At 52.9% G+C, this 21,575-nt stretch carries 24 protein-coding genes; 6 read left to right on the top strand and 18 right to left on the bottom strand.

From position 1 onward, the window contains the following. Positions 1 to 73 precede the first annotated feature (73 nt). The 9 genes from RBH92_RS10940 to RBH92_RS10900 form a co-directional block, all read right to left on the bottom strand. Positions 74 to 412: a DOPA 4,5-dioxygenase family protein gene (locus RBH92_RS10940; protein WP_307932089.1), complete on the bottom strand. Its 339-nt coding sequence runs from the start codon at positions 410 to 412 to the stop codon at positions 74 to 76. 29 nt (positions 413 to 441) lie between these two features. Further along, positions 442 to 825 carry a VOC family protein gene (locus RBH92_RS10935; RefSeq protein WP_307932088.1) on the bottom strand — a complete coding sequence of 128 codons (384 nt, stop codon included), beginning with the start codon at positions 823 to 825 and terminating at the stop codon, positions 442 to 444. 89 nt (positions 826 to 914) lie between these two features. Then, the gene (locus RBH92_RS10930; protein ID WP_307932087.1) at positions 915 to 1,211 is read right to left on the bottom strand and encodes a type II toxin-antitoxin system RelE/ParE family toxin; all 297 of its coding nucleotides are present in this window, start codon (positions 1,209 to 1,211) and stop codon (positions 915 to 917) included. Further along, positions 1,208 to 1,417, bottom strand: a complete 210-nt coding sequence (locus tag RBH92_RS10925) for an addiction module protein (RefSeq protein ID WP_307932086.1) — start codon at positions 1,415 to 1,417, stop codon at positions 1,208 to 1,210. Before RBH92_RS10925 ends, RBH92_RS10930 begins: the two co-directional genes overlap by 4 nt. Positions 1,418 to 1,587: 170 nt before the next feature. Continuing rightward, positions 1,588 to 3,075, bottom strand: a complete 1,488-nt coding sequence (locus RBH92_RS10920; protein WP_307932085.1) for a protein adenylyltransferase SelO — start codon at positions 3,073 to 3,075, stop codon at positions 1,588 to 1,590. Between the two features lie 191 nt (positions 3,076 to 3,266). Then, entirely contained in the window at positions 3,267 to 3,893 is a 627-nt protein-coding gene (locus RBH92_RS10915) for a hypothetical protein (protein ID WP_307932084.1), read from the bottom strand. Next, the gene (locus tag RBH92_RS10910; protein WP_307932083.1) at positions 3,890 to 4,477 is read right to left on the bottom strand and encodes a ComF family protein; all 588 of its coding nucleotides are present in this window, start codon (positions 4,475 to 4,477) and stop codon (positions 3,890 to 3,892) included. Before RBH92_RS10910 ends, RBH92_RS10915 begins: the two co-directional genes overlap by 4 nt. Before the next feature lie 88 nt (positions 4,478 to 4,565). Continuing rightward, the gene (locus RBH92_RS10905) at positions 4,566 to 4,964 is read right to left on the bottom strand and encodes a DUF4357 domain-containing protein (RefSeq protein ID WP_307932082.1); all 399 of its coding nucleotides are present in this window, start codon (positions 4,962 to 4,964) and stop codon (positions 4,566 to 4,568) included. 203 nt (positions 4,965 to 5,167) lie between these two features. After that, entirely contained in the window at positions 5,168 to 6,319 is a 1,152-nt protein-coding gene (locus tag RBH92_RS10900) for a class I SAM-dependent RNA methyltransferase (protein WP_307932081.1), read from the bottom strand. 322 nt (positions 6,320 to 6,641) lie between these two features. Between RBH92_RS10900 and msrB the strand changes: the two genes are divergently transcribed. From msrB to RBH92_RS10875, 5 genes are all read left to right on the top strand, one after another. Further along, the gene (msrB, locus tag RBH92_RS10895) at positions 6,642 to 7,112 is read left to right on the top strand and encodes a peptide-methionine (R)-S-oxide reductase MsrB (RefSeq protein ID WP_307932080.1); all 471 of its coding nucleotides are present in this window, start codon (positions 6,642 to 6,644) and stop codon (positions 7,110 to 7,112) included. A gap of 3 nt (positions 7,113 to 7,115) precedes the next feature. Further along, a complete protein-coding gene (gene nhaC / locus RBH92_RS10890) occupies positions 7,116 to 8,552 on the top strand; it encodes a Na+/H+ antiporter NhaC (protein ID WP_307932079.1) in 1,437 nt (478 codons plus the stop codon). A gap of 779 nt (positions 8,553 to 9,331) precedes the next feature. Further along, entirely contained in the window at positions 9,332 to 9,739 is a 408-nt protein-coding gene (locus RBH92_RS10885; RefSeq protein WP_307932078.1) for a lysophosphatidic acid receptor, read from the top strand. Between the two features lie 8 nt (positions 9,740 to 9,747). After that, a complete protein-coding gene (locus tag RBH92_RS10880; RefSeq protein ID WP_307932077.1) occupies positions 9,748 to 10,209 on the top strand; it encodes a methyltransferase family protein in 462 nt (153 codons plus the stop codon). Between the two features lie 205 nt (positions 10,210 to 10,414). Further along, positions 10,415 to 11,029 carry a PEP-CTERM sorting domain-containing protein gene (locus RBH92_RS10875; RefSeq protein ID WP_307932076.1) on the top strand — a complete coding sequence of 205 codons (615 nt, stop codon included), beginning with the start codon at positions 10,415 to 10,417 and terminating at the stop codon, positions 11,027 to 11,029. A gap of 350 nt (positions 11,030 to 11,379) precedes the next feature. Here RBH92_RS10875 and RBH92_RS10870 read toward each other — a convergent pair whose 3' ends face one another. The 9 genes from RBH92_RS10870 to RBH92_RS10830 form a co-directional block, all read right to left on the bottom strand. Continuing rightward, positions 11,380 to 11,676 (bottom strand): hypothetical protein, encoded by a 297-nt coding sequence (locus RBH92_RS10870; protein ID WP_307932075.1) that lies wholly within the window; start codon positions 11,674 to 11,676, stop codon positions 11,380 to 11,382. 187 nt (positions 11,677 to 11,863) lie between these two features. Next, positions 11,864 to 14,242, bottom strand: a complete 2,379-nt coding sequence (gene lon / locus RBH92_RS10865) for an endopeptidase La (protein WP_307932074.1) — start codon at positions 14,240 to 14,242, stop codon at positions 11,864 to 11,866. Positions 14,243 to 14,380: 138 nt separating this feature from the next. After that, positions 14,381 to 14,830 carry a CBS domain-containing protein gene (locus RBH92_RS10860; RefSeq protein WP_307932073.1) on the bottom strand — a complete coding sequence of 150 codons (450 nt, stop codon included), beginning with the start codon at positions 14,828 to 14,830 and terminating at the stop codon, positions 14,381 to 14,383. A gap of 27 nt (positions 14,831 to 14,857) precedes the next feature. Then, the gene (locus RBH92_RS10855; RefSeq protein WP_307932072.1) at positions 14,858 to 15,361 is read right to left on the bottom strand and encodes a BCAM0308 family protein; all 504 of its coding nucleotides are present in this window, start codon (positions 15,359 to 15,361) and stop codon (positions 14,858 to 14,860) included. Between the two features lie 166 nt (positions 15,362 to 15,527). After that, positions 15,528 to 16,895, bottom strand: a complete 1,368-nt coding sequence (locus tag RBH92_RS10850) for a nicotinate phosphoribosyltransferase (protein ID WP_307932071.1) — start codon at positions 16,893 to 16,895, stop codon at positions 15,528 to 15,530. After that, the gene (locus RBH92_RS10845; RefSeq protein WP_307932070.1) at positions 16,892 to 17,476 is read right to left on the bottom strand and encodes an isochorismatase family protein; all 585 of its coding nucleotides are present in this window, start codon (positions 17,474 to 17,476) and stop codon (positions 16,892 to 16,894) included. Before RBH92_RS10845 ends, RBH92_RS10850 begins: the two co-directional genes overlap by 4 nt. An 18-nt stretch (positions 17,477 to 17,494) precedes the next feature. Further along, positions 17,495 to 17,821: a ribosome hibernation-promoting factor, HPF/YfiA family gene (gene hpf / locus RBH92_RS10840; protein WP_307932069.1), complete on the bottom strand. Its 327-nt coding sequence runs from the start codon at positions 17,819 to 17,821 to the stop codon at positions 17,495 to 17,497. 34 nt (positions 17,822 to 17,855) lie between these two features. Continuing rightward, entirely contained in the window at positions 17,856 to 19,283 is a 1,428-nt protein-coding gene (locus RBH92_RS10835; RefSeq protein WP_307932068.1) for an RtcB family protein, read from the bottom strand. Next, positions 19,280 to 19,687, bottom strand: coding sequence for an archease (locus tag RBH92_RS10830; RefSeq protein ID WP_307932067.1), 408 nt, complete (start codon positions 19,685 to 19,687; stop codon positions 19,280 to 19,282). The genes RBH92_RS10835 and RBH92_RS10830 overlap by 4 nt, the downstream gene beginning before the upstream one ends. Positions 19,688 to 19,827: 140 nt before the next feature. Here RBH92_RS10830 and polX point away from each other — a divergent pair, with 140 nt between their 5' ends. Next, positions 19,828 to 21,561: a DNA polymerase/3'-5' exonuclease PolX gene (polX, locus tag RBH92_RS10825; protein WP_307932066.1), complete on the top strand. Its 1,734-nt coding sequence runs from the start codon at positions 19,828 to 19,830 to the stop codon at positions 21,559 to 21,561. Positions 21,562 to 21,575: the final 14 nt, after the last annotated feature.

Below are 21,575 nucleotides of genomic sequence, written 5' to 3'. Positions count from 1 at the left end.
GGTTTTTCAGAACCTTATGGGGGAAACGTTGATACCCATGCGCCCAAAACCATCCGCTATCGGGCGGCCGGTTTCAGCCGCGCGGTTTTTCAAGAACCTTCAAGTCGAGCGGCAATGCTTCGCCGAGCCAGCGGGCGAGCGTGGTGTGCGCTGCCAGTTCATCCTCCAGCACCGGATGAATCAGCACCGGCAAGCCTTCGCGCAGATTGTCGATTACTGCCAGGATTGGGCCGATTTCCGCCGCCGGGATGTGAATCTCAAACATCGGCCTGGAATGCGGGCCGATTGGTTTGGGAATCAATTTTCCGATATACGTCAACTGCGGCAGCGCGCCGGCGAGATTGTTGCGCACTTTCTCGGCGAGTTCGATCTGATCCGCCGTAAAATAAATATGGCCGTGGAATAGTTGCATGGCTGTCATCCCGGTGCGGCTTTAGTGAATTATTGCGCCGGCATGACGTAATCCGCCGTCAGCATTTCCAGCAGATGCCGGTTCGGGTCGCGGAAATACACGCCGCGGCCGCCGTGGTTGTGATTGATCGCCATATCGTCGGCGTTGCCGGGACCGCTGCCATACGGAATTTTCTCCGCCAGCAAGCGCGCGAAAATCTCGTCGAATTCCCGCTCCGAAACTTTGAACGCGTAGTGATGCGGTTCAAACTGCGTTTCATTGTCGAAATCCAGGCACAACGTGTCGTTGACGCGCACCACGATAAAGTGCGAAAAAGGCCCGATGTACTCAAAACCGAACACCCGGCTGTAAAATTTTGCCGACGCGACTTTATCGAAACTCGGCACGATGGTGTGATTCAAGGTGATGGGCATGGCGGTTCTCCTTTATGTGGTGAAATCGGTAAGTCGAATGTATCGGCCACGATCTAATGATGCGTGGGATAAAGGTTTTAGCGGTCATGTCATGGTCTTTGCTGCCATTTTTGCGGATGGCGACTGCCATGCATGACGGCAATGACGATGATCGTTTCTTGCGCGATGCGATAATAAATTGCAAACGGAAAACGTCTGATTACGGCCCTGCGGGTTTCCCGGTGTATGACGGGAAAACTGCCCGGGTTAACGGCAATCCTGCCACACATATCGAGAATCTCATTCAAGAACTGATTTCCAAGACCTGCGCATTGCTTTTCATACCAGGAAGCGGCTTCCTCGATATCCGCTTCCGCTTCGGCGCGAAAAAATACCGTGCGCTTCACAACCGCTTTCTGATACCGGCAATCACTTCACCGGCTTCCCGGCCCTGCGCTTGATCCGCTTCGTAGGCATCCAAGCGCCGGTTCAGCTCGTCTTTTTGTTCGGGCGTGAACGGCAGCATGGCCTGATCTTCGGCAATGCTATCCCAGAGATCTTCCACCAGCAGAATTTTTTCACGGATCGATAGTGAGTTGAGTGGAGTCGGCATAGAGAAAGCACCTCGCTGAAAAAAGCAGTTGAAAAACAAGCTGTCAGTATAGCGCTAATGTACCCGGGATGAAAATCCGGCCAGGAGTCTGCCGGTTAATCGAGACCGGCATCTTAACGGGCCTGATTTCGAGCCTGCTTCCCGGCGTTATTCGCATCGTTTCAATCAATTTACGTCCCGCAAAACGTTTGATAAACCCGTTCCGACGGCGCGGGCGGGGTGCGGTAGTCGAAGTATTCCGGGTCATCTTCGTACGGTTGCGCGAGCGCGGCGAGCAGGCGCTGCAACACGGTGTAATCGCCTTGTTCGGATGCGGCCGTCAGCGCTTCCTCGACGTGGTGGTTGCGCGGGATGATCACCGGGTTGTTCGCTTGCATCAATTGCAGCGATTCGGATGCCGGTTGCGGCTGACGCGCCAGCCGTTGCTGCCAGCGGCTATGCCATTCCATGAAACTGCTTTCGCGGAACATTGCATCTTGCGGCAATGCCGGTTCGGTGAGCGCGCGGAAGGTGTTGGTGTAATCGGTCCGGTGCTGATCCATCCAGGTGAGCAGACCGGCGATCAGCTCGCTGTCGCCTTCCTCTTCTGTGAATAATCCCAATTTCTTGCGCATGCCGCCGATCCAATGCGTTTGGTAAATCCTCGGAAATGCGTGAAGGCTTTCTTCCGCCATTGCCACGGCTTGTTCCTGCGACGGGTCGAACAGCGGCAATAGCGTCTCGGCAAAGCGCGCGAGGTTCCACTGCATCATCACCGGTTGGTGACGATAGCGGTAACGGCCGTTCTGGTCGATCGAGCTGAATACGGTATCCGGATTGTACGCATCCATGAAAGCGCACGGGCCGTAGTCGATGGTTTCGCCGCTGATGCTGGTGTTATCGGTGTTCATCACGCCGTGAATGAACCCTGTCATCAGCCATTGGGCAACCAGCGCCGCTTGCCGCTCGATGACGCGGTTTAACAGCGCGAAATAGGGGTTCTCGCTGGCCTGCAATTCCGGGTAATGACGCTGAAGGGTGTAATCCGCCAGAATCTTCACCGCGTCCTTGCCGCCGTGCCCGGCGGCGTACTCGAACGTGCCGACGCGGATATGGCTGGCGGCGATACGGGTCAGCACCGCGCCGGGCAGCATCGTTTCGCGCCGCACTTGCTCGCCGGTCGTCACCACAGCGAGGCTGCGCGTCGACGGAATGCCGAGCGCGTGCATCGCTTCGCTGATGATGTATTCGCGCAGCATCGGCGCCAGCGCCGCGCGGCCGTCGCCGCGGCGGGAAAACGGCGTCTGCCCGGAGCCTTTGAGTTGAATGTCGACGCGCCTGCCGTCCGGGGTCAAATGCTCGCCGAGCAGAATCGCGCGGCCGTCGCCGAGCATAGCGAAGTGGCCGAATTGATGTCCGGCGTAGGCTTGCGCGATCGGCTGCGCGCCGTCGGGCAGGGCGTTGCCGGCAAACAAAGCCGCCGCTTCCTCTGTGGACAATGCGTGCAAATCCAATCCCAACGATTCCGCCAACGCGTGATTCAGCAGCACGGCCTGCGGCGCACGCACCGGCACCGGACACAATTGCGCGTAAAAATAATCGGGCAGTCGCGCGTAGCTATTGTCGAAGCGCCAGCCCACGTTAGCGGGGGTGTACTGCCTGTCGGGTTTCAGAGTCATGTCGTTATTTTTCGGAGAATGTTACAAACGAACTTATTGTAGGGAATTTATGGTGGGACATGCGCAAAACCAAGATGTTCGGGTGAGTCGGTGGATGTTGGGCTTACTTTTGTAAATCAACCCGTCGCGCTGATCAGGTTCTTCATCGTCGATTTCTTTAGGAATCTAACGCAAAGCTCAGTAGTGGAGCGTTAGCGGAGTCTGCTGGAACGTTGGATTAGGCTTGGTTGTTTAACCGAGACAATGGTTTCGATAGATTGCTCCTCGAACAAATCTTGTTGAATAGATTTTATTGATTCAATTTTTTTAAATAACCCGATTTTTTCATCTGCTTTTTTAAGCGATGTGGTATTCATAAAACTAATTAGAGTTTCAAGGTCTTGAGCATTTCTGACTTTGATAAATTCTTTGACTTTGTTTATATACACCAGACCAACTTTATTTTTCTCGACAAGTTCAATTACGTTGTTCAAGGTTCCGGTGCTATTGGTATCCCAAACCATAAAGCCATAATCGCAGTCAGCAGCCATGGCTTTATCTTTGGCAGTAAAATATTGCCGAGTACCGGACTTATAAGTGGTGCTAATTTTTTTGGTTTTCCAATGCCCAAGATTGTTTCTTGGCGTATCTCCTGAGCAATATACGACAACAGAGCGCATCCCGCTGGATTTTAGGAACTCTTGAACAGAACTATCAACACCGACAGCATCACCAATAATTACCTCAAGGTTGGATGAAATAATGTTTTTTAGTCGCTCAATGACTTTGGGATCGAGCTTTTTAATCTTGATTGAGCCAGATACAAAAACACTTGTCATACGTTTTTCCTAGTGATTGTGACAACAAAGATTTTATTGATTTTTGTGTATTGTCTTAACATGGTTGTAGCTGCTTCAAGCGATGATCCTGTATCATACAGGTCATCTATAATTAGCACATTATTATAAGAATCCTCCGCCAGTACGTTGTGTACTTTAAAGCTTGAACAGAGTGTATTAATCCGTTCTTCCTTTGACGGCATATTTTTCACTTGAGCCGTGTATGCTGTTTTAACTAAAACATTCTCGATGTAGGGGATATCCATTAATGCCGCTACTTGTTTCGCAATTTCATTTACTGGTTGAAAAGCCCTTTTTTTGGATGCTGGCATTGGTATGATAAACGATGCACTTTGCAAATAATTGCCAACTGAGTCAACAACCTGTTGTCCGATAATGCTGATTTGGCTACGATCTGAATTGTATTTCAACTGATATAAAGCTTCACCAATTTCTGTTCGTGTCGTGTCAAACATAGGATGACCAAATTCATTATTACCAATATAAACACTACTACTAGAGTGCTTGTCAAGCGAGTAACCAATGTCCCAGTTGCCAAATATTCTTTGAACGTTTACTTTCAAAAAATCACCTCATTTGAGTAAAGTATCTAATGTTACCTTTAGCGGCTCGCCGTCAGGCACGTTCGCTGGAAGGCGTAGTTGGGCAGTATTACTTTCGAAGCTCGGCGATCGTTTTCCATTTTGTTGTTTCTGGCACTAAGCATTCCCAAAACATCCAACCATTTACTGGGTTGCCAGTAATTGCGACTGCGGCAGCGGACGGCGAGGAGAAGCGCTTGCCATTTACAACTAAGGCACCATTCTGAACTATCCCGGTGTACTGCTGACCCTTGTGGGTGGTTCGAAACTCAGTTCCATGCGGAAAGGTTACACCTTTCGAAACCCATGGTGTGCCTCTGTTGCTTGCGAGTGTGGCAGCCTTTGTATGGGCGGTTGGCTTTGAAAGACCAAGAATCTCGCGAATTACTTCATTCTCGGTCATTGCTTCAGAGCGCCGCCGCATGGTTAGTTCTTTAAAAACTTCAAAATCTATATCTATAGCAACCATATCTATCCCTCCTATTTATTTATAGTAGAAATAGTAGTATTAATAGTTTCTATTGTCAACTGTTCTGTGATACCTAACTTAATATATAAGAGAGAAATTTTGAGACGATTGATACAAAGACGTGTCAATGGAATCAATTTCATAATCCCGTTCCCGGCTTCTGGCGGGCAATGACAACCTCAGCCATCAGCCGGTTGTCCTGACTATCGCTTGCTAAACACAGCCAACGTCTCAACATGCGCGGTATGCGGAAACAGATCGGCGAGCTGGATGCCGTCGATGGTCCAGCCGTGCTGGCAGAAGAACCAGGCGTCGCGCGCGAAGGTTTCGGGGTTGCAGGAGATGTAGTAAATCGCTCGCAATGCTTTAAAACACTCGAAGAATCCCTGATGTTTTTTTAGTCCGGCGCGTGGCGGGTCAAGCACCAGGATTTGCGCATGGCCGGCTTGCGGTTGCAGTTGTTTCCAGATGCGTGGGTCGTACAGATCGGCGATTCGCGGTTTCACTTTGGGAAGTTGCCTGGCTTTCAGTTGCTCGATGGCGGCGGTATCGGCTTCGTACGCCAGCACTTCCGTGCAGTTCGAGGCGGCGATGACCGATGTGAAATTGCCGGAGCCGCAGAACAGTTCCACCACTTTCGCCGGGCCAGGATGGGCGGCGAGTTTTTCTTTGAGCCAACTCTGCATCCATTCGCTTTGCGCAGTATTGCCTTGTTTGAACGGGCGTTTGCGGTCGATGGCGATTTCCTGCGGCTGCAAGCCGTCGTCCAGATCGATAAAATGCCACGGTTGCGTCAAGCCATCTTGCCATTGCGGATTCGGCAATTGTTGTTGCACCGATTTCAGCAATGCGCGGCAAGCGTCGTTGAGCACCAGGCAATCTTCGACCGGTGCGATTTGATGCGAATCTTCGGAGACGAAACCGAGCCGCACGCCGTCGGTTTTGATTTGGCAGCGGTTGCGGTAGCCCAATTGTTGCGGGGATGGATGGACGTGACTGATCGCCAGTTGCGCGGTGTCGAAACCAACGCGCCGCATCGCATAAACCACGCGATTGCGTTTTTGTTCGAGCTGGCTTGTATAATCGGCAATCATCCACGGGCAGCCGGTGCAGGCATGATCTTCCGCCGTGGCATGCGGACAAGGTGGCGTTTGCCGCTGACCGGACGGTTGCAGCAGCCGGACGAGTTTGGCGTAGGCGAATTTTTTATTGTTGAGCGGTTTGTCGATCACTTCGAATTCGCCGTGATCGCCCGGCCAGGCGCCATAGACGAAATACGATAAGTTATTCTCGGTATTTTTGACCACGCCGAGGCCCTTTTGCGACAAATGAGAAATGGTACCGGTAAATTTCATGATTAATTTTATGGGCATCTCTAAAAATTCATATTTTGTTACAATACTTCGTTGATCTAAAAAAATATTTCCTTACATATCAATCGAGACCTTTGTACGGTTACTACGCGGCACGATAATTGCGTTAAAAATTTGCGAAAAATGCTCATTTACCCCGTGTAAACTCCGCTTTTTCGCAAATTTTTGCCTTATTCTTGTACCGCTCATGACACCGTGCAAAGGTCTCCAATCATATGCTGCAAAAATATTTTTTGTTCTCGCCTCGTCTTGTCTAAAACTCTGAGTTTTTAGAGACGCCCCTATGTGTTAAGGAAACAATACAATGAGCAACAACCCCTTCGAGCAATTTAAAACAGACCCCGAGTCCCTGGAAAAAACATTAACGCCGTTGCAGTACGAAGTTACGCAACACGCCGGGACCGAGCCGCCTTTCCAGAACGAATACTGGGATCACCACGCCGAAGGCATCTATGTCGACATTGTATCGGGTGAACCGCTGTTTGCGTCGGTGCATAAATTCGATTCCGGCACCGGCTGGCCGAGTTTTTACCGGCCGATCAGCGAACAGTATATGCAGTTCAGAACCGATTACGAGCTGTGGATGCCGCGCACCGAGGTGCGCAGCCGTTACGCCGGCAGCCACTTGGGTCATGTATTCAACGACGGCCCGGCGCCGACCGGCTTGCGCTATTGTATCAATTCCGCGTCGCTGAAATTCATCGCTAAGCAAGATATGCAAGCGGCCGGGTATGGTGAATGGCTGGCTTTGTTTGAAAGCGGTACGCAAAGCTAGGCGATGGCAATGACTGATGAGCAACCCACGTTAGATGAATTACCGGTAACACAGCCGCTGCCATCCTTTTGGCAAGCGGCGCTTTGTTTCGGCGGCGTGTTGCTGTTGATTTCGCTGGGTTTGTTTGTATTTCAGATCAGTTTGCATGCATTGATGTTTCTGGCGTTGATTTGGGCCGGATTGCACGCGCGCGGTCTGGGGCTTCCGTTTGCCGCCATCCGCGGCATGATGAACGACGGCATTACCAAAGCGTTGCCGTCGATTTATATTTTCATGCTGATCGGCATGGTGATCGCCAGCTTCATGCACAGCGGCACGATCGCGACCTTGTTGTACCTCGGCCTGAATTGGCTCGATCCCGCCTTATTTCTGGCAGCCGGGTTTGTGTTATGCAGCTTGATGTCGGTCGCAACCGGCACGTCCTGGGGCACCACCGGCACCATCGGCGTGGTGTTGATCGGCATCGGCGATGCGATGGGGATTCCGCTGCCGCTGGTGGCGGGCATGATCGTCTCCGGCGCGACGTTCGGCGACAAGTTATCACCGATATCGGATACCACCAACCTCGCGGCAATGAGCGCGGGAACGAATCTGTACCGGCATATCGGCTCGATGTTGTATACCACGTTGCCGACCTTCGTCATCGTGCTGATTATTTTCACCGTGTGGGGTTTGCAATACGGCGGGAATCAGTTGCCCGGCGAGCATTTGACCGAGATCCGCAATGCTTTGGCGGGTTCTTACCGGCTGGACGGGTGGATCACGCTGCTGCCGCTGGTATTGATGTTCGGCCTGAGCATCAGACGCTACGCCGCCGAAGTCAGCATGTCGTGCAGCATCCTGCTGGCATTGGCGATTGCCATCGGCTATCAGGGCAAAGATGGCGTCGACGCGCTCAATGCGCTGTGGCTGAATTCGCCCGGCCAGACCGGCATCGCCAGCATCGACGAATTGCTCGGGCGCGGCGGTTTGTACAGCATGGCCTGGACGCTGTTGTTATCGATCATGGCGCTGGCGCTCGGCGGCATTTTGCATCACGCCGGGTTTCTGCGGGTGCTGCTGCTGCGTTTGATCGCCGCGATCCACCGTAGCAGCACCTTGATCGCCGCGACCATCGCATCCGGTCTGGCCGGCAACTTAGCGATGGGCGAAGCGTATATCTCCATCATCCTGAATTGCCAACTGTTTAAGGGTGCCTACCGCGAAAAAGACCTCGACCCGGCGGTGTTGTCACGCTCGGTCGAAGAAGGCTCGACGATCACAACCGGCTTGATTCCGTGGACCACCGCCGGGACTTTCTACGCCGCGACCTTGGGCGTGCCGACACTCGATTACGCGCTGTACGCCTTGTTGAATGTGCTGAATCCGTTCGTTTCCATTACGATGGCGGTTCTGGGGGTGGGGCTGTTGCGAAAGGAGAGTGGGTTGGGTAAGTTATAGGTTGATGTCCCCCAAGCGAGATATTGCTTGGGGTGATAAAAACTACGATTTCTTGCTATTCCTTGTGAGGAACTGCAGGAATCTGAATTTTAATGGTCCGGGGTGCGTCTGGATACTTGTCATGAATCGGAAGCGTGAAGCCAGGAGCATCGCTTTCTCGAATTTCATCAGGAGCGTCTTGACCAGGAAGACAATCCATGACTCTGCAGTACTGATACGTTGGATCTACGTTAGGAGATGGATTCGGGTCTACCCTGGTAACGCAGCACGTTCTGGAGTATCCGAGGCCACCGTCGCTTGTACAGGCATTGCAGCTTACCGGTTCAGCGTTCGCAGTACTGGCAAAAGAAATAATTCCGAAACAAAAAGCAGTCATAAAACCATGCAAACTAATTTTTTTCAAAATAGCCTCCGCTAAGTAAGGCCCTGAGGGCATTGGAAAAATGAAGTACCTCGTAGAATTTACATAAGGATAGTTGGGTTGTCAAACACCGTGGCCATTACCACCGCCTGTGAAATTGGAGCATACAGTCAGCAGGGAATTGGGTAGTACTATCATTGCACCCAACGCCGGTTGGGGCTATTCTTCGGAAGGACAAAAATTCTTGGTTTTGCGCGTTATGCTGTGCAAGCTGGCACCGTTCTATTCGATGTCGTCATGGCAAAGCTGCAAGAATTACACCTGACCGCTGAGTTTGCGATCGATGCGGTTCGCTTTGACTCACCACATCCTCCATATTTTATTGTTTAACCATTGATTACGTTCATCAAAGGAAGTTATGCAAAATAATCTCAATCAACCCAACCCTTGGAAAGGGTTGCTAATCGCATTGGCCGCCTTGGGCGGCGGTTTTTTATTGTCGTTTCTCGGTTTCGGTTTATTGTGGAGCGGCATTTCCTGGGCTGTTCAAATGGTTCTGGCGTTGCTGTTTTTCACCGCGGTGTCCTACGGGCTTTCGCGCTGGAGTCAGGGCGCGATCCTGCCCGAACTGCTGCTGGTGACCGGCGCATTGCCGCTTGGGTTGCTGATGATGCAATTCCGCGATACCAGCGGATCGCATTTGCTGCCGGTGCTGGTTGTTCTGAGCTGGTTGCTCGGGATAGCGGCCGGATATTTCTGGGGGAAATGGTCGCAAACCGCTCAAACCGTTCAATCCAGCGTTTCGCAAGATAACGTTTCTTCTTGAGGAATACCATGCATCGTCTTGAATTGAAAATTCCTCCGGCTGCGGTGGTCTTAGTGTTTGCCGGATTGATGCGGGCCGTCGCGGAACTGGCGCCGTGGGCGGCGGTGGCTATCCCGGGTAAGGAATGGATCGCATTGGCGCTTTGGCTGATCGGGATGATGCTGATTGCGAGTGGCATTGCGACATTTATTGCTGCACGGACGACCGCCAATCCATTCACGCCGGATCAATCGTCCTCGCTGGTCACGCACGGTGTTTACCGGTTCAGCCGCAACCCGATGTATGCCGGTTTCCTGTTGCTGCTGGCGGCATGGAATGTCTATTTGGAGAATGGCTTGCCGCTGCTGTTGTTGCCGTTGTTCGTGTGGTATCTGAACCGGTTTCAGATCATTCCGGAAGAAAAAGTGCTGTTGACGAAATTCGGCGAGGATTACGCTAACTATTTGAAGACCGTGCGCCGCTGGCTATGAAAGCGTTGAATATGCTGCATAAAGCTTGATGCCGTCATCCGTCAAAATAATCCTTTATTCAGCTAATAACCGCAGGTAGGACAAAAATTATCTAAACCCTCGTGGCAGATCGTTCGAAATAGTCGTGCTGGTTTCTTACAGCAATGGGTAAAAGTAATTCGTTCATTGAATTACTTTTTTGACGAAACTTTTTCGGAGATTAAGCATGAAGAAAATTTGCTATGCCACGATCGCCGCCGCGGGATTGCTGGTTTGCGCAAGCGCAGCCAATGCCGCGCTGGTGTTTGTGGAGACGGATACGGCAAAGCGGACCGAAGCGTTTAACGTTTCAGGATTCGCAACGCTGCCAACCGGTTCTACAGTGAGTATAGGACATCTTGATTTCGCAGGTCCGGGATCGCAGATGGTGACTTATACTTACTTGGGACAGGAGTCCGGATTCAACGACAAGTTTTATGATCTGCTGGGCGGTCATCAGCTGCGGGAATCCGATCCGGTCGGAACATCGGTCAGTACGCTGGTCAGCACAATTGGAGCGCTGAATTTCAAATTCGAAGGCGATGTCGGCAAATTTGCCGTCAACGGCGGCGATTGGGATAAAGGCACTTCGATCGGATTGATCGGCACCAACATGCTGGTCGGTTCGGTCGTATACGACTACGTGCTGGGCTATAACGACAGCGCCGGATCCAAGAAACTGGGCGATTGGGATGATTTCGTGATCGGTGTCAGCGCGGTTCCGGAACCTGAAACCTATGCGATGTTGATCGTCGGAGTCGGTTTAATAGGTTTCTCGCTGCGTAAACAGCCAGTCAGATAAAACCAACGTTTGAATTTCCTTTAAATCCCCTGATTGGTTCGCCATTCCGGGGATTTTTCATTGGGGAAACGCCGATTAATTGACTGCATGAGCGAGTCACTTCGTTACGCGGTATTCGCATCCTCGCCTATCTTGTTGATATGTCCCGGTTGCTGCGTTCCGTGCGCCTCGTGCTTCATCTCATTCGTTGAATTACTCAGCGTTTCCTTGACAGATCGTTGAAAACTATCTGCGTCGCCGCTACGGTATTGAAAACAGCCGAAAAATGCTCATTTATTACGCCATAAACCGTGCTTTTTCACCAGCTTTGACTTCGCATCGATTTCTCGAAAGCATTGCTCAATGAATGACTAATAATTCGCGAGCGAAACGCATATTTTCTGCAGATCCGAGCGAACTGCGGCGGGTGTCCGTTTTAACCATCCGGCGAGAATTTTAGAATCGGTCGTTTCCAGAATAATGCTGGTTTCCAGCAACTGATACAGGGAAGGCGTCAAAACTTTCTTGTCGTCTAAAACCTCAATCATTCGTGCCGCGTGCATTTTTGCGCGCCGTAATTGACCCGCTTCATAGATTGGCGGATTGCTTTCAAGCCGTTTGGGTTGATAAATGGGATTAGCTTGGATCGGTATTTCGGGATATTGCATGGTATTTACTCCTCTCATCAAACGCTAAATCAAGGATAGCAATAGCAGATGACAACAATATTTCATGATGATTGAAACACTATCAGTTGTCCAATGTAACTGATGAAGGACCAAACCGCAATGCGGCAAATTGCCGCTACAGTTTTTTACACCGTAGCGGCAATGCAGATAATGTTGCAGCGGCTTATTAAACCAGGATCAAGTCAGCAGTTGCGGCGGCATTGCGGTTGATTGGATTGAGCGCCGCCCGGACCGCGTCATCGGCGGTTTCCAGAAAAATGAATTGCATTGCTTGACGTGTTGTTTCGGGCACATCTTGCAAATCTTTCCGGTTACGCGCGGGCAGCAGCACTTTCCGGATACCGGCGCGTTGCGCCGCCAGTATTTTTTCCTTGATGCCGCCGACCGGCAATACGAAGCCGCGCAAGCTGATTTCACCGGTCATGGCGACATCGTGCCGTACTGGCCGGTTGGTAAACAATGAAGCCAATGCAATGAACATGGCTACGCCGGCGCTCGGTCCGTCTTTTGGAATGGCCCCGGCAGGGACGTGTAAGTGCACGTCGATACCGTCAAAAACCGATGCCGGAATCTGTAAATCGCTGGCGCGTGCTTTGACCAGCGTGAGTGCGGCTTGCGCGCTTTCTTTCATGACATCGCCGAGTTGTCCGGTCAGGATCAGGCGGCCGCTGCCATTGACGCGCGTGGCTTCAATGAACAAAATGTCGCCGCCGACCGGTGTCCAAGCCAAACCGGTCGCAACGCCGGGCATGTCGGTCAGCAGCGCCAGCTCATGCTCGAATTTTTCCGGCCCGAGGATGTCCGGCAAATTCAGTGTGTCGATCCGCACTTGCTGCAATTCGCCTTGCGCAATACGTAACGCGGCGTGCCGCATAACCCGGCCGATTTCGCGTTCGAATTGGCGCACACCGGCTTCGCGCGTGTAATTCGCGACGATGCTTTGTAACGCTTCGGATGTCAGTACGCATTGATCGGTTTGCAAGCCGTTGGTTTCGCTTTGGCGTTGCACTAAATATCGCTGTGCGATCTGTAATTTTTCTTCTTGCGTATACCCCGGCAAGTCGATGATTTCCATGCGATCGCGCACCGGCGGCGGAACATTGTCGATGACATTGGCGGTGGCGATGAAGATTACCCGGCTCAAGTCGAACGGCACACCCAGATAGTTATCGCGGAATGTCGAATTTTGTTCCGGATCGAGAATCTCCAGCAGCGCCGCTGACGGATCGCCGTGTGCGCTGGCGGTCATTTTGTCGATCTCATCGAGCATCATCACGCAATTGCGCGCGCCAGCCTTGCGCAGACCTTGGATGATATTGCCCGGCATGGCGCCGACGTAGGTGCGGCGGTGGCCGCGCATTTCCGCTTCGTCGTGCACGCCGCCCAATGACACCCTGACAAACGGGCGTTGCAACGCCCGCGCGATGCTTTGACCGAGCGAAGTCTTGCCGACGCCCGGCGGACCGACAAAACAAAGAATCGGTGCGCGGCCTTGCTGTTTTAATTTTTGTACCGCGAGAAATTCCACGATACGCTGCTTGATGCGTTCCAGCCCGAAGTGATCCGCCTCAAGCACTTCGCGCGCGGCATGGAGGTCGATCGGTTTTTCTTCCGGCAATTGCCACGGCAATTCTGTCATCCATTCGAGATAAGTATGCAGCATCGAGTATTCGCTGGACGCCGCGGGCATTCGCTGCAACCGCTGCAATTCCTTGCGGGTTTGTTCCTCGATATCGCTTGGCATGCCGGCAGCGGCGATGGTGTCGTGCAATTTTGCGATTTCCTGATCGTTCTCGCCGTCTTCACCGAGTTCTTTCTGAATGGCTTTTAACTGTTCGCGCAGTAAATACTTGCGTTCGCGGTCTTCCATTTGTTCTTTGGTGCGTTCGCCGATTTCTTGCGAAAGCCGCAGCACTTCGATGCGCCGCGTGATAATTTGCAGTACATATTGCAAGCGCGCTTCGGTATCGATGGTTTCCAGCAATTTTTGTTTTTCGCTGATTTCGGTATCCAGCAGGCTGGCGGTGATATCGGCCAGATCGGATGGCGCGCGGGTCGCTTGCAATGCATGCGCCAGTTCCGCCGGTACCCCCGGCAGCAACGACAGAATTTCGATCGCGCGTTCGCGCAATTGCAGCGCCAATGCTTCAATTTGCGTGGTAACGGCGGCGGTTTCCTGAATGCGTTTTATCCGCGCGGCGATGAACGGGTAACCTTCGACCAGTTCTTCGATCCGGAAACGCTCGACGCCGAGGCAAACGGCATGGTGCGTACCGTCTTCGGAAGCGATATGCCTGACGACATTGGCAATCGTTCCGACTTGGCAGAGTGCTTCGAGGCCCGGTTCATCGGCCATAGCATCTTTTTGCAGCACGATGCCGACCGGGGTTTTCGCTTGCAATGCATGCTGAATCGTCGCAATCGATCGTTCCCGGCCAACGGTGACCGGCATTAACACATGGGGAAATAGCACGACATTGCGCATCGGCACGAGCGCGATGACATCGGCGGGCAATTCGAGCGGGGTTACGGCAGATTGTTCCATGGCGTTCATCTCAACAGTTTACTAATGATGAGTAATATTGAGCGCTTCAACGGAAATTCAAGAGCGGGTCTGTTGAAGGATAACGATGCAATCCCGCCGGTTCAGAGCAATCAACCGGCGGTGTGCGAGGACACCCGCCTATGGACGGTGGCGGGTTTCTTTCTTCTGTTCGTACCGTACCAGTTTTGCGAGATCGAGCAATTCTTCCGACAAAATCTCCAGGACATCGTCCAGCGTCAGAATTCCGACCAGTTCACCGGCATCGTCGACGATCGGCAGCCGGCGGATGGTTTTGCGGCGCATGAATTCGATAGCATCATGCGTGGCGGTGCTTTCTTTCACGGTAAACAACTCCGGCGTCATAATGTCGCCGACAGTGATGACTTTCTCGTCCAACTCGGTAGCCAGCACTTCCACGACCAAGTCGCGATCGGTGACGATACCCACCGGTATCGCGGAGCCGTTGGGTTTATCGATTACAATGACAGCGCCGACATGGTATTGGCGCATCAGTTTTGCCGCTTCCACAACGGGCTCATCGCGTTGAATGACAATGACTTCACGGTTGCAAATTTCGCCGACGCTCATAGCAGTCTCCTTTATTTTTTATCGTTATCAGCGCGACCAATGCACGCGCAGTAAATTCTCATCCTGGTTATAGTGAAAATCCAGATCGCCTTGATAAGCATCATGAATCGCCTCACCGATGCCGCGCGCCAAGTGAATATCGGTGGTTGTAATCAAAAACGAGCCATTCTGCTTTTCAGTCGCAATAATGCGCTGCAACGGGTGTTCGGATTTTTCCTTTTTTTCGAAATTTTGCACCAGATGCAGAATTTCATCGCGATGGCTGTGAAAGAATTCACCCTCCAGCGTCAGAAAGCCGGCGGGATAATGATCGATGATGCGCTGGCACGCCGGGCAATTATGTTGGTGCGCATTGGCGGGCGCCGCCGTCCATTGCCACCGTCCGCTATGGAATACTGCGTTGCATTGCGGGCAAACGGTCGGCTCCGGCAATTTCTCCTTGATTTTATAAGCATCGTGTACGCGCTCTTTAAAAACCGTATCATGACGCATGATTTGACGAAAATTAGGGGGGATGCTTCGGGTGCCCATGATTTTATTCTCCTGTCATGTAACTTGCTAATTGTAATAATAAAATTATGTCTTCTTGTTGCCGACAACGACTATCATTCCGTCTGACTACACGCCTTTCATCTTGCTCCCTTTGATAATTTTGTCAAGCTATTACACTCGGTAATGTTGCGTTGAAAAACATACGTCATTTTTCTGGTAGTACGATTTTTTGATCGTGCAGGAATTGCTCCTGATCCAATTGACGGGCGAGCGCTTTCAATGCCTCTGAAATCGTTACCGGATAGGCATTTGCTGTTTCGAGCGTGATCATCGCGGATGGCAAGCCGTCATAATTGACCAGTGTTTGCTGGCGTAATTCGTGCAGCGATGGCTTCGGCTGCAACCGCTTTCCGGCGCGCATGAACGGTTGGATCAACGGCGTGCCCGGTTGCGGGTCATCGTCTTCCAGCGTGACAGTATCGCCATCGATGTAACCGTCATCGGTGAAGAGGCGATAAACCTGCTTTCTGCCCGGCCAGGTGGCTTTGCCTTCGGAGCGTTTACGCCGTGCTTTTCCGGCAGATTCCTGCAGCTTGTAGGCGCAATCGAGCGATGGGGCATCGATGGAAATGTCCAAGGCGGTGCCGATGCCGAAACCGTCGATTGGTGCGCGGGCGGCTAATAATGTTTGCAGTTTGTATTCGTCGAGATTGCCGCTGGCAAAAATCGTGGTGCCGTGCAAGCCGCCGTTATCGAGAATTTGCCGGACATTTTTGGCGTGTGCGGCCAAATCGCCGCTGTCGAGGCGCACACCCTTGATGCCGATATGATCCGCTTTCAGTTTATTCGCCAAGGCGACGGTTTTATGCGCGGCAGCTTCGGTATCGTAAGTGTCGATCAGCAAAATCGTATTGTCCGGGTGCGAGCGGGCGAAATGCTCGAAAGCCAGGCTTTCATCGCCGTGAGCCTGGATGAACGAATGCGCCATGGTGCCAAAAACCGGAATATCATACAACGCGCCGGCCAGCACCGTAGCCGTGCCGGAAAAACCCGCGAGATAACTGGCGCGTGCAGCCAGCAATCCTGCTTCCGCGCCATGCGCACGGCGCATGCCGAAATCGACCAGCAATTTATCCGGCGCAACTTGCACCGATCGCGCCGCTTTTGAGGCAATCAGCGTTTCAAAGTGCAGCAGATTGATAATGCGCGATTCGACCAATTGAGCCTGCGGCATTGGCGCGGTGATGCGCAGAATCGGCTCGTTCGGGAAAAAGACCGTGCCTTCCGGCATGGCATGCACATCGCCTTCAAAGCGGAAGTGTTCGAGGTAATCGATTACCTGCGGCGGGAAACGGGTCGCCAGCCAATCCAGTTCTTCCGCTGAAAACTGCATGTTCTCCAGAAATTCCAGCACTTGCTCCAGGCCGGCGGCAACCAGGAAATTGCGTCCCGGCGGCAATTTTCTTACGAACAATTCAAACACCGCGGTTTGCTGCATATCCTGTTCCAAATAGGTTTGCAGCATGGTGAATTGGTACAGATCGGCCAGTAACGGGCTGGTTATCGGATTCATGCGGCAAGCTCCTGAAACTGAGTCAGTGTTGCGCCATGCGCGATCATGTCGTCGATGGCTTTTATTCCGTCGTGCGGTTTGCGGTTAATCGCCTGTGTGGCGTCTTGCAGCACGGTAACGGAATAGCCCAGCTGCAGCGCATCGTTTACAGTCTCGTGCACACAGTATTCGGTTGCGATGCCGCCGACAAAAATCCTCTGGATATGCAAGGATTGCAGCAAATCCTGCAAGCCGGTGCCGGAAAAGCCGGAATAGGCATCGGCTTCGCGTGTAATTGCTTTGGAAATGACGTGCGTATCAGCCGGTAATGCCAGGTCAGCATGAAAAGCCGCACCAGCCGATCCGGCGATGCAATGTGGCGGCCACGGCCCGCCCTGCTGCACAAACGAGCAATGATCCGACGGGTGCCAGTCGCGGGTGGCGATAACCGGTAAGCGGGATTGCTGGAAACGGACGATATAGCGATTGAATACCGGAATGAGGGCATTCGAGCCGGGAACTTCCAGGCTGCCTCCTTCCAGAAAATCGTTTTGCAGGTCGATGATCATCAGCGCATCACCCGGTGCAAGCTGAATTGCCATACGCGGCGGATCACAGGATTAAGTTTCGCTGCCGGAAACATGCTGCTTCCGTCCGTAATCCTCCAATTGCCGTTTAGCGGCATCGAATGCATCGCGTACCGCGACATAAACATCTTCGTTGGCGACACGATTAACCACCAGCTCTCCGCCAGGCACTGTCATGTCGATGTGTACGTCAAACAACCGGCCTTGATGATGATGTTTATGCGGCAATTCAACGACAATCCGGCAGCTCATGATGTGTGGATAAAATTTTTCCAGCTTTGCCGCTTTTTCACGGATATGGCTTTCCAGGGCATCGGAATGCGGAATATCTCGCGTCGTAATTTGCAATGTGACTTCCATGATGTTTCTCCTTATGAACGAGGTGATTGCGAAGTTATCCTTTTATACATACTTTCGGGCGCAAGAAAGCTACCCGGCGAGCAAGTCCAGCCTGTTCCGTGACTTCGGCAACGATATCGACATCCTTGTAGGCGCCCGGTGCTTCTTCGGCAGCGCCACGCATTGAGCGGGTACGGATCAGGATGCCTTGCTGCAATAATTCCTGAATCAGGGTTTTGCCTTGCCATTGTTTTAATGCCTGGTTGCGGCTCATGGCGCGGCCTGCGCCGTGACTGCAGGAAGCGAATGCCGGGTTGCTGCGGGTGCCGGCGAGAATGTAAGAACCGGTGCCCATACTGCCGCCGATAATGACCGGCTGACCCGAATCCCGGTAGCGCTGCGGTAATCGCGGATGCCCCGGTCCGAACGCGCGCGTGGCGCCCTTGCGATGCACGTGCAAACCCCGGGGTTTGCCATCGACTTCGTGCGTTTCTTCCTTGCAGGTGTTGTGTGACACGTCGAATAGCGTTTCCAGCACGGCTTGCGGAAAGATTTCGTTGAATGTTTCGCGGGTCAGGTGGGTCAAGATCTGCCGGTTAGCCAACGCGCAATTGATCGCGGCATTCATCGCGCCTAAATAGCGCTGTCCTTCGGGGGATTTGATCGGAGCGCAAGCCAATTCCCGGTCGGGCAAGCGGATGCCGAGGCGATTCGCCGCCTTTGCGAGCATCATCAGATAATCGGTGCCGATTTGATGACCGAGGCCACGCGAACCGCAATGGATGGAAATCACCAATTGTCCTTCCTGCAATCCAAAAGTTTGAGCGATTGGCTGATCGTAAATTTTTTCAACCACCTGCACTTCGAGATAATGGTTGCCGGAACCCAATGTGCCCATTTCGCCGCGCTGGCGTTTTTTGGCGAGCTCCGACACATTGTCCGGCACCGCGCGGCTGACCCGGCCGTTTTCTTCAATAAATTCGAGATCAGCTGGATTGCCGTAGCCTTGCTTGACGGCCCACTGCGCGCCGCCGGTCAAGACTTGATCGAGTTGTTGCGGATTCAAATGAATACTGCCTTCCTCACCAACGCCGGCGGGGATGGTTGCGAACAGCCGGTCGGCCAGGCGCTGCAACAACGGCGCGGCGTCGGCAAGCTTCAGATTGCTGCGCAGGCAGCGGATGCCGCAGGAAATATCGAAGCCGACGCCGCCGGCGGAAATGATGCCGCCTTGTTCGGCGTCGAAAGCCGCGACGCCGCCGATGGGAAATCCATAGCCCCAGTGCGCATCCGGCATGGTCATCGCGGCGCCGACGAGTCCAGGCAATGCGGCGACGTTGGCGATTTGTTCCAGCACCTTGTCATCCATGCTGGCCAGTAACGGTTGACTGCCGTACAGCAAAATCTCCGCTCTTGCCTCATTTTTCGATTTAGGCAATGTCCACAGATATGAATGTAATGCTTGTAATGGTTGAATATTCATACATCGACCACGCAACGTGATTCCCAAACCGGTCCGATTTGCTTGACCGACAACATGGTCAGCGTGGCGCCTTTGACTTCGACGCCGCGCTCCAATCCCTCCCGCCACGGTTCGCCAAGCACCTTGCCATGCCAATGATCATCCTGGCGGTGGACATAAAAATGACCGAATACCATACCGGATTCGCGCGACTTTCCCAGGATTTGATTCAACCAAATCACCAAGGCCAGCTCCGGGTCGGCTTCTTCAAATTCGATCTCGATCCCCGTCAGCGGTTGCACTGCTTCGATATTGGTAATGATCGCAAACACCGCGTGCGCCGCCGCTTCGAACGATTGCTCAATGGTCAGGCCGCGGCCGATAATCCCGATATCCGCATCATGTTCAAAATACGAAGAACTCATGTCATAGTAATTGCTGTGCACGTTTTATTTCATTGTAGTAGTTTCATCGCGCCGGGATGTATTTTTCTGTACTTTTTTTGCGCTGGATCAATTGTGCGAGACTTGGAAGCGAAGTAAAGTGAAAGCGGGGAGAAGAAATTATGCCGAAGCACAATGCCGATATCGCCGGTATCTTTGAAGAGATCGCGGATTTTCTGGAAATCCAGGGGGCTAATCCATTCCGCATCCGTGCTTACCGCAATGCGGCGCGCATCCTTGGCGAACTGCCGCAAGAAGTTTCACGTTTGCTGGAAAACGGCGGCGATCTGACCCGCTTACCGGGGATCGGCGATGATCTGGCGGCGAAAATCAAGGAAATTGTCACGACCGGGCATTGCAGCCTGCTCGACCGGTTGCATACCGAATTGCCGCCCGCGATTACCGATCTGCTCAGAATTCCCGGACTCGGTCCCAAGCGAGTCAAAGCGTTGTATCACGACCTCGATGTGCAAACGCTGGAGCAGTTATACCGCGCCGCCCGAGACGGCCGGATCCGCACTTTGCCGGGATTCGGCGAGAAAACCGAGAGCAATATCCTGCAAGCGATCGAAGTGCATGCCAATCAGACGCAGCGCTTTAAACTGGCGGTTGCGGCACAGTACGCCGATGCGCTGGAGCGCTATCTCGCGATGACGCCGGGCGTCTTGAAAGTAACCATTGCGGGCAGTTACCGGCGCATGCGGGAAACCGTCGGCGATCTGGATATATTGGCGACTACGCCGACATCGGCGGCGGCGCGACAAGTGGTTCAACATTTTGTCAGTTATGATGAGGTTACGGATACCCTGTCGGCGGGGACGACGCGCGCCAGCATCATCCTCAAATGCGGATTGCAAGTCGATTTGCGCGTGGTCAAAGAAGAATCGTACGGCGCCGCGTTGCATTATTTGACCGGCTCGAAAGCGCATAACATCGCGATTCGCGTGCTGGCTCAGAAACAAGGTTTAAAAATTAATGAATACGGCGTGTTTCGCAATGACACGCATATCGCCGGAGAAACCGAAGCGTCGGTTTACGCGGCGGTCGGTCTTGCGTATATACCGCCAGAACTGCGCGAGAATCGCGGCGAAATCGCCATCGCCAAATCCGGAAAGTTGCCGCAATTGATCGAACGAAAGGATTTGCGCGGTGATTTGCATGTGCATACCAAGGCTACCGACGGCCATCATTCGCTGCGGGAAATGGCGCTTGCCGGTTTGTCGCAGGGGTTTGAGTACCTGGCGATCACCGAGCATTCGCAACGGCTGACAGTGGCGCATGGACTCGATACGGCGCGGCTGTTGGCGCAATGCGAGGCGATCGATGCGCTCAACGAAGAATTGCAAGGCATTACCTTGTTGAAGAGCATCGAAGTGGATATTCTGGAAGACGGCCGCCTGGATCTGCCGGATAGCGCACTGGCACGGCTCGATTTGGTGGTGGCCGCGGTGCACAGCAACTTCAATCTGTCGCGCGCCAAACAAACCGAACGCATCGTGCGGGCTATGCAGCATCCGCACTTCACGCTGCTGGCGCATCCGACGGGCCGCCTGTTGCAGCGCCGCGAGCCGTACGATGTCGATATGTTGCGTATTATCCGCGAAGCCAGGCAGCGCGGCTGTTTTCTGGAATTGAACGCGCATCCGGAAAGACTCGATTTGCTCGACACCCACTGTCAATTGGCCAAGGAAGAGGGGGTCTTGATTAGTGTCAATTCGGACGCACATAGCATTTACGATTTTGCCAATTTGCGCTTCGGTATCGGCCAGGCGCGGCGCGGTTGGCTGGAAAAGCACGATGTACTGAATACCCGGCCATTAACAGAATTGCGTTCGTTGATTAACCGCACGATGTGACTGAACTGCAGGAG

It is taken from the genome of Nitrosomonas sp. sh817, from assembly GCF_030908545.1.
In the GTDB taxonomy this organism is placed as follows: domain Bacteria; phylum Pseudomonadota; class Gammaproteobacteria; order Burkholderiales; family Nitrosomonadaceae; genus Nitrosomonas.
This window is presented reverse-complemented; position numbering and strand designations above follow the sequence as displayed.